Source organism: Paenarthrobacter sp. 10N417, assembly GCF_056394745.1.
Genome location: NZ_JBFTIL010000014.1, coordinates 97,555 through 114,909 on the forward strand (window position 1 = coordinate 97,555; position 17,355 = coordinate 114,909).

The following is a 17,355-nucleotide window of genomic DNA, read 5'->3' on the forward strand; positions in this document are numbered from 1 at the left end:
TACCAGCTTAACACCAATTATCAGGTTACTTACTAAATCGAAGGCGCAGGTGACCGACGCAGTCACCGGAGGGCCGCCGTCGTCCGCTGTTTGATTGCCTAGAAGCGAGTTTAGCTACCCGTCGGCTCTGGATGCTCCCTGGCGCGCTTCTCCTCCGGCGTCTCGCCGCTTTCATCGGGGATGAACGTAGGGTCCACTTCGGTAGTGAAGTCACCCGTCCCGCGGCTGCTGTCCTCATGCTCGACGTCGGCAGGTGCCGCGGGTTTTGAAGCTTCAGTAGGCGCTGAGGTTTCGGAAGGTGTTTGATCCGGTTCGCTCGATTCTTCGCTCATAGCCATCAATGTAGGCCGGGCATCAGGGGCTGTCGAGGCTACTGGAGACCTTGTGCGCCGCTGCCAACTCTGCTTCGCTGGGAAGGTCTCCTGCAGCGCGGGACACCTCCAGCCCCCAAAGCAGGGAGAGCGATTGTGAAAGCAGTGACGTGGCAGGGAAGGCGCTCGCTGAGCGTTATTGATGTCCCCGATCCCACCATCCAGGAACCAACGGATGTGATTGTCCGAATAACATCTTCAGCCATTTGCGGCTCGGACCTGCACCTCTACGAAGTCCTCGGCCCGTACATGCACAAGGGCGACGTCATCGGCCACGAACCCATGGGAATCGTCGAAGAAGTGGGCTCAGAGGTCCACCGGCTCCAGAAGGGCGACCGGGTAGTTGTGCCCTTCAACATCTCCTGCGGTCGGTGCTATATGTGCAACCAAGGCCTTCAATCGCAGTGCGAAACTACGCAGGTCAAAGCCAAGGGCACAGGGGCTGCGCTCTTTGGATACTCAGAACTCTATGGCTCCGTCCCAGGCGGCCAGGCACAGTACCTGCGTGTACCTTTCGGCGACTATGGGCCCATCAAAGTAGATTCCGACCTCCCCGACGAACGCTACCTGTTCCTCTCGGACATCCTTCCCACTGCATGGCAGGCCGTCGAATACGCCAACGTCCCCGAGGGCGGCACCTTGGCAGTGCTGGGACTCGGTCCTGTGGGCCAGTTCGCCTCCAGAATTGGCGTCCACAAGGGTTTCCGAGTCATTGGTGTGGATCCCGTTCCTGAGCGCCGGGCAATGGCGGAAGCACACGGAGTGGAGACCATGGATTACAGCCCGGACGTCGCCGCGCAGATCCGCGAGGAGACCCTCGGCCGGGGCCCGGACGCGGTGGTGGATGCCGTGGGCATGGAAGCCCACGGCTCACCAGTGGCCTCATTCCTGCATCGGGCCGTTTCCCTGCTCCCTGACAAGCCGGCACAGGTAGCCATGGAGACCATGAGCGTGGACCGCCTTGCTGCCCTCCACACGGCAGTGGATCTGGTGCGGCGCGGCGGGACTATTTCGCTCAGTGGCGTTTACGGGGGCCAGGCCGATCCCATGCCACTGATGACCATGTTCGACAAACAAGTTCAACTCCGCATGGGGCAATGCAACGTCCGCAGGTGGACTGACCAGCTGCTCCCCTTGGTAGAGGACGACGCCGATCCGCTGGGAGTCATGCATCTGGTCACCCACACAGGTGGTCTGGACGATGCACCTGACTTGTACGAGAAATTTCAGAAGAAGCAGGACGGCTGCATCAAGGTGGTGCTCAAGCCCTGACTTCTTGGACGATCCTCTTGACCGGAGGGAACCGGTGGCTGGCGGCTTAGGCGAGGTGCTTTCCGCCGGTCACTCCAATGACTGATCCGGAAATGTAGCTGGACTCGTCTGTTGCCAGCAGGACATACGTGGCGGCAAGTTCAGCAGGCTGACCGGCCCGGCCGAGAGGTGTGTCCTGGCCGAACTTTACGATCTTCTCCTCCGGCTGTGTTGGTGGCTGCAAGGGCGTCCACACCGGCCCGGGAGCTACGGCATTGACCCGGATTCCCTTGGGGCCCAGGGATTCTGCCAACGAGAACGTCATGCTGTTGATGGCTGCCTTGGTGGCGGCGTAATCGATCAGCGAGGGACTCGGATGGTAACCCTGGATCGATGAGGTGTTGATGATCGAGGCCCCTGGCTGCAAGTGCGGCAGGGCCGCTTTGGTAAGCCAGAAGAGTGCATAGACATTGCTCTTAAAGGTCCGGTCGAACTGTTCGCTGCCAAGGTCTTCGATCCCCTGGCTCGTAGTCATTTGGAACCCTGCGTTATTCACCAGGACGTTCAGGCCATCGAATTCTTGGAGGGTTTGGGCGATGACTTCCTGACAGAATTCCTCGTCCCGCAGATCCCCTGGAAGCGCGAGGGCACGGCTGCCCGCGGCCTCGATCAGCTGGACGGTCAATTCGGCGTCCTGCTCCTCTTCCGGCAAATACGTGAACGCCACATCTGCACCTTCACGGGCGAAGGCAATGGCCACGGCTTTCCCGATCCCGCTGTCGCCGCCCGTAATCAAGGTCCGGAATCCCATCATGCGATGATGGCCCACATAGCTATGCTCCCCGTGGTCCGGCCGCGGGATCATTGCCTCGGTCCAGCCCGGATAGTCCTGGGTTTGCGGCTCGAACTCCCCCGACGGATACATAGTCCGTGGATCCGACGCATCTTCAGGATCCTCCGCCGGGTTAAGGACGTGGTTTTCCAAAGCCATGGCGATGTCTTCGTCGAGGTCAGTTGTTGACTCGGCGTTCTCGGATTCCTCGGTCGGCCCTGTCTCTTCGTTGCGCTCGTCCTGTGCCATGCCTCATTCTAAGCATCCTGACTATTCGTGCGCAGCGTCAGCCCAACTAGGGGACAGCAATCGTCGCTATGAGGGCTCATAGGAACATGTGCTGTCCCCCAGTTGGGTCAAGCGCGCCTATTTCTGAGCTGGCAGCACCAGGGCGCCCGACTTGTCCGTAGACAAGGCGAGGGAAGAGATGAAGCGGGGTTCGCCGTCGGGCCCATCCTGGCCTGAGCGGAGCATGTCCGGGCGTTCGAACTCAAGGCCGGTGACGTGGCAGAGGAGCTTCTCGTCGCTGGGGTTTCCATCGGCGTCGAACATGGGCAGATCAATTCCGTCGTCGGTGCGGCGCAGGTAGTAGCGGCCACGCGTCGCCAAAGCCAGGACCGGCGGAAGTACCAAAGCCAGGCCGACGGCGAAGATCGGCGAATACGGTTGGACTCCAACCCCGAAAGCCCCAAAGAAGACCGCGATGGAGATGCCTGCGGACACCAGCATCGAAACGAAACCGACCGGGTTGACGGCGTAGAGCATGCCCCGGCGGAACTCAGGAACCTTGGGCGAGATCTTCAAGAGATACTTGTTGATCGCGATATCCGACGCCACAGTGACCACCCAGGCCATGGCACAGTTCGCGTAGAACCCCAGGATCGTGTTGAGGAACTCGAACATGTTCGACTCCATGAGGATCAACGCAATCACCAGGTTGACCACCACGAAAACCATCCGGCCGGGGTAGGTCTTGGTGATGCGGGTGAACGAATTGGTCCAGGCCAGCGAGCCGGAATAGGCATTGGTGACGTTGATCTTGATTTGCGAAATAACCACCAGCACAACGGCAAGGGACATCGCGAGCCACGCCGGCATCATCTCCTGGTACACGCCCAGGAACTGGTGGACGGGTTCGTTGGCGTGGACGGAGGCGGCGGGATCGAGCCTGGCGATCAAGTAGATCGCAATGAACATGCCCACAATCTGCTTGATGGCACCGAAAATAACCCAGCCGGGTCCTGCAAGAATTACGGCACGCCACCAAGCACCCTTGTTCTCGGCGGTCTTGGGTGGCATGAAACGCAGGTAATCGATCTGCTCTGCTATCTGGGCCATCAGGGAGAGGCAGACGCCGGCAGCCAGCATCACAGAGGCGAGATTAGTACCGCCCTCGCCCGAAGCACCGGTGTAAGCAAAGAAGGCGTCGATGCTTTCAGGGTGTGAGAGCAGCAGGTAGCCAACGGGAACCACCATGAGCAGCAACCACAAGGGCGTGGTCCACACTTGCAAAGTAGCCAGCGTCTTCATCCCGTAGATCACCAGCGGAATGATGATGATGGTGGACACCGCATACCCAAGCCATTGCGGGACGCCGAGCCCCAGTTGCAGGCCCTGAGCCATGATGGAGCCTTCGAGGGCAAAGAAGATAAAGGTGAAGGTCGCGAAAATGATGTTCGTGACCACTGAACCGTAATAGCCAAAGCCTGACCCGCGGGTGATGAGATCGAGGTCGATGTTGTAGCGGGCGGCGTAGTAAGCGAGTGGAAAGCCCGTGGCGAAGATGATCACCGCGGCCACGATGATGCCGAAAATGGCGTTCACGGTGCCGTAGGCGATGCCGATGTTTGCCCCGATAGAGAAGTCAGCCAGGTAGGCGATCCCGCCAAGAGCACTGGTTGCCACTACACCGGCGCTCCACTTCCGGTAAGAGCGTGGGGCGAACCGGAGTGTGTAATCTTCCAGGCTCTCCTTCGCTGCGCTCATCGCATCGGCGTTCCCCGCCGTCGTAGTTCTTTGGGTGTCTGTCAGAACGTCGCTCATCCGTGCTCACTTTCGAGATTCGTGGTCGGTGCTTCGCCAACGACGCTAGTCACGCAGCGGGTCAAATCAGTCACAACGATGTTTCACAGCTGTAACTTCTGCACCAGCCGTCTCGCCCACGAGCCATAAGGGCGCTCCAAAATCCGCGACGCCACTTTGTGCGGACCCCACAAAATCGCGATGCGCGCTCGCGGATACCGTCAAGTCCATGACGACCCAACTGACCCAAGAGGCCTCTGCCTACGCCATCCTGGACATCGCACGCGAGCAGGTCCTTGAGCGTGGTGAGGGCCTCAACGAAGCCCAGCTTGTGGAGATCCTCCAACTTCCAGACGAAGCAATTCCGGCTGCCATGCAGCTCGCCCACGAGGTCCGGCTGAAGCACTGCGGCGAGGACGTGGAGGTTGAGGGCATCATCTCCATCAAGACCGGCGGCTGCCCCGAAGACTGCCACTTCTGCAGCCAGTCCGGGCTCTTTGACAGCCCGGTAAGAGGCGTGTGGTTGGACATCCCGGAGCTGGTGAAGGCCGCCAAGGAAACAGCCGCCACCGGTGCCACCGAGTTCTGCATCGTCGCAGCTGTGCGTGGCCCCGACATCAAGCTCATGAACCAAATCAAGTTCGCGATCGACCGCATCAACGAGGAAGTTGATATCAACATCGCGTGTTCCCTGGGAATGTTGACCCAGCGCCAGGTTGACCAGCTGGCCGAGTGGGGCGTGCACCGATACAACCACAACCTCGAAACCGCCCGCAGCTACTTCCCCGAGGTCGTCACCACGCACAGTTACGAGGAACGGCTGGACACCTGCAACATGGTCAAGGCCGCCGGCATGGAATTGTGCTGCGGCGCCCTGATCGGAATGGGTGAAACCCTGGAACAGCGGGCTGAACTCGCCGCCCAGTTGGCCGTCCTGGAACCTCACGAAGTTCCCCTGAACTTCCTCAATCCGCGTCCGGGAACGCCGCTGGAAAACCAGGGCATCATGGACGGCAAGGACGCCCTCCGCGCCATCGCCGCCTTCCGGCTCGCCATGCCACGGACGGTGCTCCGCTACGCTGGCGGCCGCGAACTGACCCTAGGCGACCTCGGCACCCGCGAAGGCCTGCTCGGCGGCATCAATGCCGTGATCGTCGGCAATTACCTCACCACCCTGGGCCGCCCGGCCACCGCCGACCTCAACCTCCTGGTGGAGCTCAACATGCCCATCAAGGAACTCCAGAAGTCGCTATGACCGCGGCGGACGCCGTGACGGCGGAATACTGCGGGCACTGCGGCGGGACTGTTAGCCAAGGCACCGCTGATAAAGGCACCAACGGCGAGCGCCCGACGTCGGACCCGCACCCGACGTCGGACCCGCACCCGACGTCGGACCCGCACCAGGGCTGCCAGCAACGCTTGGCGATGGAGCCGCCCCGCTATTGCATGCAGTGCCGCCGCCGGATGAAGGTTCAGGTGACGCCGCTGGGTTGGTCGGCGGAGTGCTCACGTCATGGACGGGTGTCCCAATGAGTTCGCTGATCGAGCGCGACCGGGCGAGCCTGTGGCATCCTTACGCTCCGGCGTCCGGGACGCTGCCGCTCTGGGAGGTTGAAGCGGCCGACGGCGTGGCGTTGAGACTGCGGGACGAGGACGGCCGCACGCATGAGGTGCTGGATGCGATGTCGTCGTGGTGGTCGGTGATCCATGGGTACCGCCATCCTGTGCTGGACGCCGCGGTTCAGCGTCAGCTGGGCTCCTTCAGCCATGTGATGTTCGGCGGATTGACGCATCAGCCTGCCGTGGATCTTGCCGAGAATCTGCTGGCGCTGGCACCCGGCGAGCCTGGCCGTCAGTTAGAGCGTGTGTTTTTGGCTGATTCCGGTTCCATCTCGGTGGAGGTTGCTCTGAAGCTGGCGGTGCAGTTCCAGACGGCCTCGGGGCGTCCTCAACGGCAGCGTTTCCTGACGGTCCGCAGCGGTTATCACGGCGACACGTTCGCGGCGATGGGCGTCTGTGATCCCGTTGACGGTATGCATTCCGCGTTCCCCGGTTTGCTGGCGCGCAACGTCTTTGCGCCGCGTCCCCCAGCCGCGGCGACTGCCACACCAACAGACATCAGTGAGTGGCGATCGTCTGTTGAGGCGCTGGCACGTGAGCATTCCCATGAGCTTGCGGCGGTCATTGTGGAACCTGTCCTGCAGGGGGCCGGCGGGATGTTCATTTACCCGGCGGAGTGTGCGCGGATCCTGCGTGAGATAGCTGATGCGCACGGCTTGCTGCTCATTCTGGACGAGATCGCCACGGGCTTCGGGCGAACGGGAGAGTTATTCGCGGCGAACCATGCCGACGTTGTCCCGGACATCCTGTGCGTCGGCAAGGCCCTCACCGGTGGGTACATGACTCTGGCTGCAACGTTGTGCACAGCTGAGCTTGCCCGCGTGGTCTCTGGCGGTGGTGCTGGTGCGCTGCTCCACGGCCCCACGTTCATGGGCAACCCGCTCGCCTGCGCCGTGGCCAATGCGAGCCTCGGACTGCTGCGGGACGGGGATTGGCGGGGGGACGTTGACCGCATCGGCCAAGGGCTCGCGGAGGGCCTGGCCCCTGCGTTGGCGCTCGACGGCGTGATGGACGTCCGCACTATCGGCGCGGTGGGCGTCATTGAGTTGGTGGACGCAGTGGACGTCGCTGCAGTGACCCGGGCTGCGATCGAGCGGGGAGTGTGGATCCGCCCCTTCCGTAACCTCGTCTACACGATGCCGCCGTACATCAGCTCCACGTCCCAGATCAGGACCATCACCGCGGGCATGGTGGCGGCAGTCTCCGCGGCCGCAACCAGGCTGGGGGCACGAGCATGAGCGTCTCCATGACCGCTTGGCTGGAGCAGCAGGCAGAGGTCCGTGAGCGCCGCGGGCTGGTGCGGAAGCCGACGGTGCGTGGCCCGCAGGGCGCCGCGGGAAAAGAGGGCGGACAGCGCAAAGACGGAGCCCCGGGCAAAGAAGGTGGGCACCGCCTGATGATCGACCTCGCCAGCAACGATTACCTGGGCCTGTCCACGGATCTACGACTGGCAGAGGCTGCCACGGACGCGATCAGGCGCTGGGGCACTGGCGCTGCATCGTCCCGGCTGGTCACCGGCACCACGGAGTTGCATCTTGAGTTGGAGCACCACCTTGCCCTGTTCACGGGAGCCGAGGCCGCGCTGGTGTTCTCCTCCGGCTACCTCGCCAATCTGGGTGTCACCACGGCTTTGGGTGGTCCCGGAACGTTGATTGTGGCGGACGAGCACTGCCATGCCTCCTTGATCGATGGCTTTAGGTTGAGCCGCTCCGAGGTCCGGGACTTCAAGCACAATGACATTGCCGACGCGGCACGCCTCCTGGAGGGACGGACACAGCCACGAGCCCTTGTTGTGGTGGAGTCCATCTACAGCGTCGGCGGCGACGCTGCTCCACTACAGGAGTTGTTCAGCCTCGCCCAGAAACACGATGCAGTGCTGCTGATCGACGAGGCCCACAGCCTGGGAGTTGCCGGCCTTGGACCCTTTCAAGGGCGCGGCGCGGTAGCTGGCACCAGCCTGGCGGACCATCCGGGCGTCGTCCGCACCGCCACCCTGTCCAAAGCCTTGGGCAGCCAGGGCGGCGCGGTGCTCGGTTCCCGCCTGCTGCGGGAGCACTTGGTGAACCGTTCGCGGAGCTTCATTTTCGACACCGCGTTGGCCCCGCCCGCAGCGGCCGCTGCCATGGCCGCCGTCGGGATCATCCAGCAGGAACCCTGGCGTGCCGCGGCTGTCCACCACAACGCAGCCGCACTCGCAGCCCAACTCCAACCCGCGCTGGGACGCTCAACCGCCGTCGAACGCTCTGCCGGAGCAGTTCAATCCATCCCCATGCCTTCAGCGGAAGCCGCCTTGGCTGCGAGCCAGGCCGCGTACGCTGCCGGCGTCCAGGTGGGATGTTTCCGGCCACCTTCAGTGCCCGACGGCGTCTCCCGCTTGCGACTCACAGCCCGGGCAAACCTCACCCCTACCGACCTCGACCACGCCTGCGCAGTGCTGCGCGACATCCTGGAGCGAACCTCATGAAACTTCCCCGCATCATCCTGGTGACCGGTACCGATACCGGCGTCGGGAAGACCATTACGACGGCGGCACTCGCCACAGCCCTCAAGCAGCGCGGTTGCTCGGTGGCGGTCTACAAGCCCTGCCAAAGCGGCAACGTCGACGGCGATTCGGACTGCACGGAAGTAGTGCGGCTTGCCGGCCCCCTCACAGCTGAGGCTGGCGTCGTGCTGGAACAGCCACTGGCTCCCGTCCCCGCTGCTGCCTGTGACGAGGTGGTGCTGCCGGCTCTTGCTTCGCATGCCCAGCGAATCCGTGCCTTAGCCAACACGCATGACCACGTCCTCGTGGAAGGTGCCGGCGGGGTGCTGGTGGAGTTGGACCACGACGGCGGGACGCTGGCTGACCTCGGAACCCTCCTGGGTGATTCGGCTGGCTTCGCCGTTGTGGCGCGGCCGTCGCTGGGCACGTTGAACCACACGGCGCTGACGCTCGAAGCCCTTGATCGGAGGGGCCTGCCGGTGCTCGGTGTTGTGCTTGGCAGCTGGCCCGCGGTCCCCGGCGCAGTGGAGCGAAGCAACCGTGCCACCATCTCCGACTGGCCTGTCCCCCTGCTGGGTGCCATCCGGCATGAAGCCGCTGGCATGGATCCCGAGGTCTTCCGCGAACAGGCAGCCTTCTGGCTTGCGGGGGTGCCGGCATGAGCACCATCACCACCTGCCCCTACAACGTGCTGCGCGATCCGGATACCGTCCGCGAGGTCCTTCATCGGCCTGACGACTTCAGCCCAGCCAACGCGCTCCTGGCCGTGACGCCCCTGACCGGTCAGGCCCTCCGCGTCCTGCAGAAGGCACGCTTCGCCCTTCCACCCGTCCTGGCCAGCAACGCCTCCCCATCGCATGCTGCCACCCGCAAGGTGGTTGCGGGCTTCTTCACTCCCGCCAAGGTTGCTGCCATGGAACCGCGCATTAGGCAGCTCTCGCGGGAGTCAGCCGCGGCCGCAGCCCAGCTCCTCAACTCTGCAGGACACGTTGACCTGGTTCAGGCAGTGGCCGCCTATCCCCCGGCAATCATCATGCTGGAAATGCTGGGCCTTCCCGTCCGCGACCTCCCCCAGTTAAAGGCGTGGAGCCTGGACTCCCTTGAGCTGTTCTGGGGATGGCCGGATCCCGGACGGCAACTCGAGCTGGCCCACACCGCGGCGGACTTCTACACCTGGCTGCGCGAACTGGTCCTTGAGTCCGTAGCCGCCCCGGAACCAAACCTGTTCAGGGCACTCTCAGACCATGGGCTTAGTACGCCGGAGATCTGTTCGTTGGGCTACTTCCTGCTCATCGCGGGTCAGGAAACCACCACGCAGCTCATCAGCACAACGCTCTTCCGTCTGGCCGAGGGCTCCCGGGGAATTTCCTGGGACGAGGCCTCCTCCGGCGCCAAGGCGCGGGACATTGTTCGGCATGTGCTGGCCACTGAATCTTCCGTGCCTACGTGGCGCCGGGTGGCCGCCCGCGATACCGAGCTCAACGGTGAGCGCATTCATGCGGGGGAAGAAATCCTGGTGGAGCTGACAGGGAACCACGGCTTTCCGTGGGCAGCCGGGGAAGGCACTGGAGAACCTGCCGGGGAAGGCACCGACCATCAGGGACCCACCCCCTACGGCCTGGCTTTTGGCTCAGGAATCCATCGCTGCCTAGGTGCGAAACTGGCGGAACTGGAGGCCGCCGTCGTGGTTCAGGAGACAACCGCGGCACTCAAGGGGGTCCGGCTCCTGGACCCCAACCCGGAATGGCTGCGGCTGCTGTCATTCCAGGCTCCACGGACGGTCAGCGTCACCCACCCATAGCGAATTTGGGTGGGTAGGCTGGACTTTATGGGCGAGAGCCGGGACTTGCTGACGCCGGAGCAGCGCAGCCGAAACATGTCCAGGATCAGGGGCAAAAACACCAAGCCCGAGTTACTGGTCCGGAAACTCCTGCATGCCAAGGGGTACCGCTATCGGCTGCACGGGCAAGCTGGTGGGAGCAAGCTGCCGGGCCGGCCTGATTTGGTGTTCTCGAGCCGTCGCAAGGTCATTTTCGTCAACGGCTGCTTCTGGCACTTCCATGATTGCAAGGTGGGCCTGCATGCGCCCACTGCCAATGCGGAGTTCTGGGAGACCAAGCGCACTCGGACCCGTGAACGCGATCTTGCTCAGAGGGAACAATTGCGCTCTACCGGTTGGGACGTGTTGACGGTGTGGGAGTGCGAACTGCGGGATAGCTCCGTGCTCGAAGAACGGCTGACTGCGTTCTTGGAGGGGTATGTGGAGGGCAGTCCGCCCTACGGTGCCTTGGAGCCGACACTCCCGGCAGTCCCAGAAGTCCCAGCGGAGTCTGAGTGATCATTGCCGGCGTGGGAGCCCTGCTCCCACAACGCATACGCTGACGTTCCACCAATACCCAGCAGGACCGTCAGGCACAACACGATGATGACCATGAGACCCAGCGAGGGTCGAACACCACCGTTCATGCTGATTTCCATTCCTTTACCCACGCCTTGATCCCCCGATCCAGCGATTACTCCATTTCCTTTACTTACTTTCGGGGGCTTCGATCAAGACTCCCTCTGAGTCCGCTCAAGATTGGATCAAGCTTTGCTTTTCCGGCGCCCCCAGAGTTCCCCGGAGCCTACTGTTGAATCGTGAATCTATTGTTCGGAGGCGGGAGGGGTTTGGTGTCTGAGTATGACGAGTGCACAGACTCACTGGTTGATCCCACCATCCTCACCGAACTCCAGGCAGAACTTGGCGGAGACCCATCCATCGTCAGAACGTTCGTCCGCAACTACATAGATCTCCTGCCGTGGCGGGTTGATCGGCTGCATCATGCCCTGAACAACCTGGACATGGAAGATGCCATGGACGCGGTGCTGAGCCTGAAGACATCAAGCCACATGGTGGGCGCCATCTGCATGCGCCGCTTGGCCACCGAACTGGAAATCAGCATCAGGCTCCTCCCCAACGCCGGGCACCTTCAGGAACTTCGGCCGCAGGTGGAGCTGATTGAGGCCTTCGTTTTCGGAACGATCTGCGAACTCCAACCCTCGCTTTCGTAAAGATCTTCACGAAAATAAAGAAAACCATTGACTCGCTAAAAATCTTCACTATAGTTGTGTGAGTTAGCTCACCAACGAAGGATGCGGCAATGACTACCGAGACTCCTGCACCGCCAGCCACCAGCGAAYTGCTGGCAACTGTGGGGAACAAGGTGCGCACCATGCGCAAGGCAAAGGGCATGACCCTCGCCCAGCTCTCGGACATCACCGGCCTCAGCCAGGCGATCGTCAGCCAAATCGAACGGGGAATGGCCAACCCTTCCTTCACCACGCTGGCCCAATTGGCCCACGGCCTGGACATCCCCGTAGGGAGATTCTTCATAGGCCAGGACCAGTCCACCTCACCGGTGGTCCGCAGATCCGAGCGACGCAACCTGAAGAACGTCACCCGTGAATCCGTGGGCGAAGCCGTACACGAACTGCTGACTCCCAACCGCGACGGAAGCATCGAAGCGCAGTGGATCAGCACGCCCCCAGGGCACGACACCAGCGCAACCCCTTTTACCCACAGCGGTGAAGAGTTCTGCTACATCATCTCCGGCCGTAAGGACGTCTATCTGGACGGCGTCTGCTACAGCCTTGAAGAGGGCGACTCGATCACCTACTCCTCAGAGATCCCCCACTGGTACAAAAACAGCTACGAAGAGGTATGCGTAGCCATCTGGGTCAACGCACCACACGCGTGGTAACACTGCTGCCCCTCAACGGCGCCAGCGTTTTCCCTTAACTGTCCGGACACGAACCGTGGCCGCAGACAATCCTTGCCACTTTCGCACAAGACGCCTCTTCCAACAGGCGTTCCTGCGTCATACCCTCCCACGCCCTCCGGGGCGTCAGCGTAAGGACACTTCCATGCTCAACACCCAAACGACGGACAACGTCGTCCCGTCACCAAGCACCAGCAACTCCGCCCCCACACGGAGCCCAAAGTTCACTCCCCAGGTCCGCAAAGGACTGCTGGGTCTGGGCCTCGGCAACGCGCTTGAATGGTACGACTGGATGGTCTTCGGCCTCCTATCAGCCTTCATTGGACCGAACTTCTTCCCCAACACAGAGCCACTCTCCGCCACACTGAACGCACTGGCCGTGTTCGCCGTCGGGTTCGCCTTCCGTCCCTTGGGCGGCATTCTGCTCGGGACGCTCGCAGACCGAATCGGCCGGCGTCGAGTAATGCTCTTGTCCATCATGCTCATGGCCGGCACCACGCTGATCATTGCCATCACGCCCAACTACGCCACTATCGGCGCCTGGGCCGGCGTCATCCTGCTGGTGTGCCGCGTCCTGCAGGGTATCTCCACAGGAATCGAAGCCCCACTCTCCACCTCCCACGCCGTTGAGCTCGCCCCGGAAGGCCGCGAAGGCTACGTGGCCGGCATCATGTCCTTCTACGTGAACATCGGCATCCTGCTGGCCTCGCTGGTGAGTTTCCTCTGCAGCCTTGTCCTCGGCGGCGCAGCCATGGCCGATTGGGGCTGGCGCGTACCGTTCATCATCGGCGCTGCCTTCGGTTTTGTCGTCCTCTATCTCCGCCGCTCCCTGCCGGAAACCCTCAAGGCCGAGGAAATGGCCACCAACACTCCCCGTGCCGTGTGGTCCGGAGTCCGTAAGCACTGGCTCTCCGTCCTTGCCATCATCTTCGTGGTCGGGGCAGCACAGGCCTACAACTACGCCTGGAACGTTGGCCTTCCCACCGCAGCCCGCAGCGGTTTCAAGGAAGATCCCACCGCGGTCTTCGCCCTCACCACCATCCTGGCCATCATCCTCGTAGTAGGCAGTTGGATCATCGGCAAGCTGGCCGACGGCAAAGCAATGTCCCGCTGGTTCCTGGTGACCCGCATCCTCGCCATCCCGTCCGTGTTCCTGATGCTGATGTACGTCCAGCCGGGCATTGGCGGATTCGCAGCAGTCCTCCTGGGCGGCTCAATCGTCCTGGTCCTGAACATGACCCTCTACAACGTGGTCAGCTCATCCCTGATGCCCAAGAATATCCGCGGCACCGGCGTCGCCTTGGGCTATGGCATTGGCGTGGCACTGTTCGGTGGCACCGCCTCCTACCTTCTGGTCTGGTTCCAGTCCCTGAACCTCACCTGGATCTTCCCGGTCTACGTGGCCGCCCTCTCCATCCTCAGCATCGTTTTCTACCTCGCCGCGCGCCGGTCCAACGGCATCTTCGTCGGAAAGTAAGGAACCTCCCATGAATACCCTTGAACTCAGCACTACGACGGCGGACCTCACCGCCCCGGTCATCTCACGATCCGACGTCCTGGTAGTCGGCGGTGGTCCCGCAGGCGTCGCCGCGGCGGTTACCGCGGCCCGCTCAGGAGCCAAAGTAACGCTCCTGGAACGCTACTCATCCTTAGGCGGCCTGGCTTCCGGCGGTATGGTCCTGGTTCTCGATGACATGATCAACGGCCAGGAAATCACCGTCACAGGCATCGTCTCCGAGTACGTGGAGCGCTTGCAGAAGCTCGGCCTGGCAATCGTTCCGCCCGCCGATGACCGCAAGACCTCCGAGGAACTCTGGAACAAGTGGGGCCGCTACGGCACCTTCGATTTCCACTCCCACACCAACCCCAAGCCCATCTGTTACGCCGCTGCTTTCGATCCAGACGGCTGGAAGCGCGTCTCCAACGACCTCGTGCGCGAGGCCGGCGTGGACCTCCGCCTGCACTCCTGGTTCTCCCGTCCCATCGTGGACAACGGCGTGATCAAGGGCGTCATCTGCGAAACGAAACTTGGCCCGCAAGCGTTCATGGCCGACGTCGTGATCGATACCACCGGTGACATCGACGTCGCCTCCCGCGCCGGTGCCAGCTATGCCAAGGACAACTACATCACCACGCTGGTTTTCCGGCTTGGCAATGTGGACACCAATGCCGCCGAAGCCTTCGAACAGGCCAACCCCAAGGAAGCGCGCGCCATCAACCGCAAGATCAAGCGTCTCCTCGGCGGCGCGTGGGAACTCTGGTGGCTCAAGACCCCCATCGACGGCGTGGTCTGGTGCAACGCGCCGCACATGAGCGGATTCGACGGCGTTGACCCCGCGGACATGACGGCTGCGGAGTTCGCAGCCAGGGACCGCATCTCCGAGGCCGTGGACTACGTCCGCGCCAACCTTCCCGGCTTCGAAAATTGCTACATGCTGGACGTCGCCTCCCAGATGGGTGTCCGCCAAACCCGCCTTCTGCAGGGCGAGTATGTCATGACCAAGGACGACGTCACCCAGCGCCGCCAATTCGCGGACACCGTTGCCCGCGGCCGTGACTACTACTACCCGTACCGCTCGCTGCTCCCCAAGGAAGTGGACCAGCTCCTGGTCGCCGGTCGCCACTATTCCGCCACCCCCGAGGCACAGAAAATGTCGCGCGAGATCCCGCCCTGCATGGCCATGGGACAGGCCGTCGGCGTCGCAGCCGCCCTCGCCGTGGAAAACAACGTGTTGGTGCGCGACGTTTCCGCGCTGGATATCCAGCAGGGCATGCGCCGGCATGGTGCAGACCCAGGCGACGTCCCGTCGTCGAACGCTACCGTGGACTCAAACGAGGCGGTGCCGGCATGAGCACTGTCCTCCTCGACCAAGCTGAAAGCACGACGGCGTCCCCCGCCGCCGCTGCCACCGGCGTCTCAGCGGCTCCGGCAGTTACACCGCTGCCGCTGGACGGCATCAAGATCGTGGACTTCACCCAGGTGTTCATGGGCCCGTCCTGCACCCAGCTGCTGGGCGATTACGGTGCAGACATCATCAAGGTGGAACGCCCCGGCGCCGGCGACATTTCACGCAATTCCTTCCCGGACCAGGACGGCCAGGACAACCCGATTTTCCTGTCCATCAACCGGAACAAGCGCAGCGTGTCTGTGGACACCCGCACCGACGAAGGGCGTGAGGTGCTGCACCGGCTCATGGCTGACGCAGACGTGGTGGTCAGCAACTTCCGGTCCGGAGTCATGGAACGGATGGGCTTCGGCTACGAGGACCTGAAAGCTGCGAACCCGGGAATCATCTGGGCTTCGGGCACGGGCTTCGGCCCTGAGGGGCCCTACGCCCACAAAGGTGGCCAGGACGCGATCGCGCAAGCGTATTCCGGGGTGATGTGGCGCCGGGAATCCGATGACGCCAAGCCCTCCATCTACCCCACCACCCTGTGCGACTACATCACCGGCATGCACCTCATGCAGGGCATCCTTCTGGCGCTGCGCACACGCGAGGCATCGGGAGTGGGCCAGAAGGTGGAGGTGACGATGTACGATTCCATGCTGCACCTGCAGATGCAGGAAGCGTGCATGCAGCTCAACCGTGGCTACGAGGTCAACTGGGGCGCCATGCCGCTGAGCGGCGTCTTCGAAACTACCGACGGCGCGGTGTGCATGGTGGGTGGTTTCACCCCTGATCCGCTGGCCAGGATTTCTGAAGCACTTGGCCTGGACGAAGACCTCACCGAGCGGCCCGAATTCTCCAACCTTGAGCAGCAATTCAAGAACAAGCCGGCATTGCAAGCCATCTTCCGCGAGCGCATCGCCACGAATACCACCGAGTATTGGACCCACCAACTTGAGGAGCAGGGGCTGCTGAATGCTCCGGTCCACACCCTGGAACAGGCACTGGCGGATGCGCAAACAGCGGCCAACGGGATGATCGTGGAAGCAGAGCACCCCGGCGTCGGCACTGTCCGGATGCTGAACGCTCCCATTCGGCTCTCCGCTACTCCGCCCACTATCCGCCGGGCTGCGCCGCGACTTGGGGAGCACAATGTGGAGGTCCTGCTGGAGAACGGCTTCGACCAAGAGGCGATCGAGCGCCTGCAGCAGCTGGGTGTGTTGCGATGACGGCGACAGCAGTTCAAGCACCAGTTGAGGCGCCGGTTGATACCGTCACTCTGACCATCGAGAACCACGTGGCGACGGTGGTCATCGATCGTCAACACGTCCTCAACGCAGTGGATGCCGCCACGCATGCACGGCTCAACGAGATCTGGGCGCAGCTTGAGCAGGACCCGTCCGTACGTGCGGTTGTCATCACCGGTGCTGGGTCCCGTGCCTTCTGCGTTGGTGCCGACATGTCGGCATCGGCCGTGGACAAGACCGGCCTGGAGTATTGGGCCAGCCTGGACCCGAACGGCTTCGGCGGCCTGAGCCTGCGCACCAGCTTGGACATCCCGGTCATCGCCAAGGTCAACGGCTACGCCCTGGGTGGCGGGATGGAAATTGTGCTGGGTGCCGACATCGTGGTGGCCACCGACACCGCGAAGTTCGGCTTGACGGAACCTCGCGTTGGGCGATTAGCGCTCGACGGCGGCATCCACCAGTTGGTGCGGCGGATCCCGTATACCCAGGCCATGGGGATGCTCCTGACAGGCCGCAAGGCAGGCGCCGCCGAGATGCAATCCATGGGTCTTGTCAACGAGGTAGTTCCTGTTGAAGAGCTCGACGCCGCTGTGCAGCGTTGGGTGGACCAGGTCCTGGCGTGCGCACCCACCTCGGTCCGTGCCGTGAAGCAGATGGTCACGCAGACTTCCCATCTGACGGCCACCGAAGCCCGCGGCCTGCGACTGCCGGCTCTTATGGCGGCGCTGGACAGTGAAGACTCCGCTGAAGGAGTGCGCGCTTTCCAGGAAAAGCGCGCGCCGATCTGGCCGGGGCGTTGATCGGCTCAGTGATCCGGCAGGACCAATGACCTGACCTGCCACTGACCCGCCTCGCCAACAAAAACCATTTCAAAGGAAATAAAA

The 17,355-nt window shown here is 62.6% G+C and carries 17 protein-coding genes; 14 read left to right on the forward strand and 3 right to left on the reverse strand.

Going from position 1 to position 17,355, the window contains the following annotated elements; translation table 11 throughout:
- Positions 1–110: 110 nt before the first annotated feature.
- Entirely contained in the window at positions 111–332 is a 222-nt protein-coding gene (locus tag AC1DCM_RS17205) for a hypothetical protein (protein WP_477519155.1), read from the reverse strand.
- 135 nt (positions 333–467) lie between these two features.
- Between AC1DCM_RS17205 and AC1DCM_RS17210 the strand changes: the two genes are divergently transcribed.
- Positions 468–1,643: a zinc-dependent alcohol dehydrogenase gene (locus AC1DCM_RS17210; protein ID WP_477519156.1), complete on the forward strand. Its 1,176-nt coding sequence runs from the start codon at positions 468–470 to the stop codon at positions 1,641–1,643.
- A 46-nt stretch (positions 1,644–1,689) separates the two neighbouring features.
- Here AC1DCM_RS17210 and AC1DCM_RS17215 read toward each other — a convergent pair whose 3' ends face one another.
- Both AC1DCM_RS17215 and AC1DCM_RS17220 read right to left on the reverse strand, forming a co-directional pair.
- Positions 1,690–2,703, reverse strand: coding sequence for an SDR family oxidoreductase (locus tag AC1DCM_RS17215; protein WP_477519157.1), 1,014 nt, complete (start codon positions 2,701–2,703; stop codon positions 1,690–1,692).
- A 117-nt stretch (positions 2,704–2,820) separates the two neighbouring features.
- The gene (locus tag AC1DCM_RS17220; protein ID WP_477519158.1) at positions 2,821–4,497 is read right to left on the reverse strand and encodes a purine-cytosine permease family protein; all 1,677 of its coding nucleotides are present in this window, start codon (positions 4,495–4,497) and stop codon (positions 2,821–2,823) included.
- Positions 4,498–4,705: 208 nt separating this feature from the next.
- Between AC1DCM_RS17220 and bioB the strand changes: the two genes are divergently transcribed.
- The 13 genes from bioB (at position 4,706) to AC1DCM_RS17285 (ending at position 17,271) form a co-directional block, all read left to right on the forward strand.
- Positions 4,706–5,731: a biotin synthase BioB gene (gene bioB / locus AC1DCM_RS17225; protein ID WP_477519159.1), complete on the forward strand. Its 1,026-nt coding sequence runs from the start codon at positions 4,706–4,708 to the stop codon at positions 5,729–5,731.
- 191 nt (positions 5,732–5,922) lie between these two features.
- Positions 5,923–6,009, forward strand: coding sequence for a biotin synthase auxiliary protein BsaP (gene bsaP / locus AC1DCM_RS17230; RefSeq protein ID WP_477519177.1), 87 nt, complete (start codon positions 5,923–5,925; stop codon positions 6,007–6,009).
- The gene (gene bioA / locus AC1DCM_RS17235) at positions 6,006–7,334 is read left to right on the forward strand and encodes an adenosylmethionine--8-amino-7-oxononanoate transaminase (RefSeq protein WP_477519160.1); all 1,329 of its coding nucleotides are present in this window, start codon (positions 6,006–6,008) and stop codon (positions 7,332–7,334) included. Before bsaP ends, bioA begins: the two co-directional genes overlap by 4 nt.
- Before the next feature lie 8 nt (positions 7,335–7,342).
- Complete coding sequence (locus tag AC1DCM_RS17240) at positions 7,343–8,560, forward strand: 8-amino-7-oxononanoate synthase (protein ID WP_477519178.1); 1,218 nt, start codon at positions 7,343–7,345, stop codon at positions 8,558–8,560.
- Complete coding sequence (gene bioD / locus AC1DCM_RS17245) at positions 8,557–9,240, forward strand: dethiobiotin synthase (protein WP_477519161.1); 684 nt, start codon at positions 8,557–8,559, stop codon at positions 9,238–9,240. The genes AC1DCM_RS17240 and bioD overlap by 4 nt, the downstream gene beginning before the upstream one ends.
- On the forward strand, positions 9,237–10,379 hold the full coding sequence (locus AC1DCM_RS17250; RefSeq protein WP_477519162.1) for a cytochrome P450 family protein: 1,143 nt from the start codon (positions 9,237–9,239) through the stop codon (positions 10,377–10,379). Before bioD ends, AC1DCM_RS17250 begins: the two co-directional genes overlap by 4 nt.
- Before the next feature lie 27 nt (positions 10,380–10,406).
- Positions 10,407–10,916 (forward strand): very short patch repair endonuclease, encoded by a 510-nt coding sequence (locus tag AC1DCM_RS17255; RefSeq protein ID WP_477519163.1) that lies wholly within the window; start codon positions 10,407–10,409, stop codon positions 10,914–10,916.
- Positions 10,917–11,248: 332 nt separating this feature from the next.
- Positions 11,249–11,629: an Hpt domain-containing protein gene (locus AC1DCM_RS17260; RefSeq protein ID WP_477519164.1), complete on the forward strand. Its 381-nt coding sequence runs from the start codon at positions 11,249–11,251 to the stop codon at positions 11,627–11,629.
- A gap of 89 nt (positions 11,630–11,718) precedes the next feature.
- The gene (locus AC1DCM_RS17265; protein WP_223936112.1) at positions 11,719–12,318 is read left to right on the forward strand and encodes a helix-turn-helix domain-containing protein; all 600 of its coding nucleotides are present in this window, start codon (positions 11,719–11,721) and stop codon (positions 12,316–12,318) included.
- Positions 12,319–12,481: 163 nt separating this feature from the next.
- A complete protein-coding gene (locus tag AC1DCM_RS17270) occupies positions 12,482–13,813 on the forward strand; it encodes an MFS transporter (RefSeq protein WP_477519165.1) in 1,332 nt (443 codons plus the stop codon).
- Between the two features lie 10 nt (positions 13,814–13,823).
- Positions 13,824–15,188 (forward strand): FAD-dependent oxidoreductase, encoded by a 1,365-nt coding sequence (locus tag AC1DCM_RS17275; RefSeq protein WP_477519166.1) that lies wholly within the window; start codon positions 13,824–13,826, stop codon positions 15,186–15,188.
- The gene (locus AC1DCM_RS17280; RefSeq protein ID WP_477519167.1) at positions 15,185–16,453 is read left to right on the forward strand and encodes a CaiB/BaiF CoA transferase family protein; all 1,269 of its coding nucleotides are present in this window, start codon (positions 15,185–15,187) and stop codon (positions 16,451–16,453) included. The genes AC1DCM_RS17275 and AC1DCM_RS17280 overlap by 4 nt, the downstream gene beginning before the upstream one ends.
- Positions 16,450–17,271, forward strand: coding sequence for an enoyl-CoA hydratase-related protein (locus AC1DCM_RS17285; RefSeq protein WP_477519168.1), 822 nt, complete (start codon positions 16,450–16,452; stop codon positions 17,269–17,271). The genes AC1DCM_RS17280 and AC1DCM_RS17285 overlap by 4 nt, the downstream gene beginning before the upstream one ends.
- Positions 17,272–17,355 lie beyond the last annotated feature (84 nt).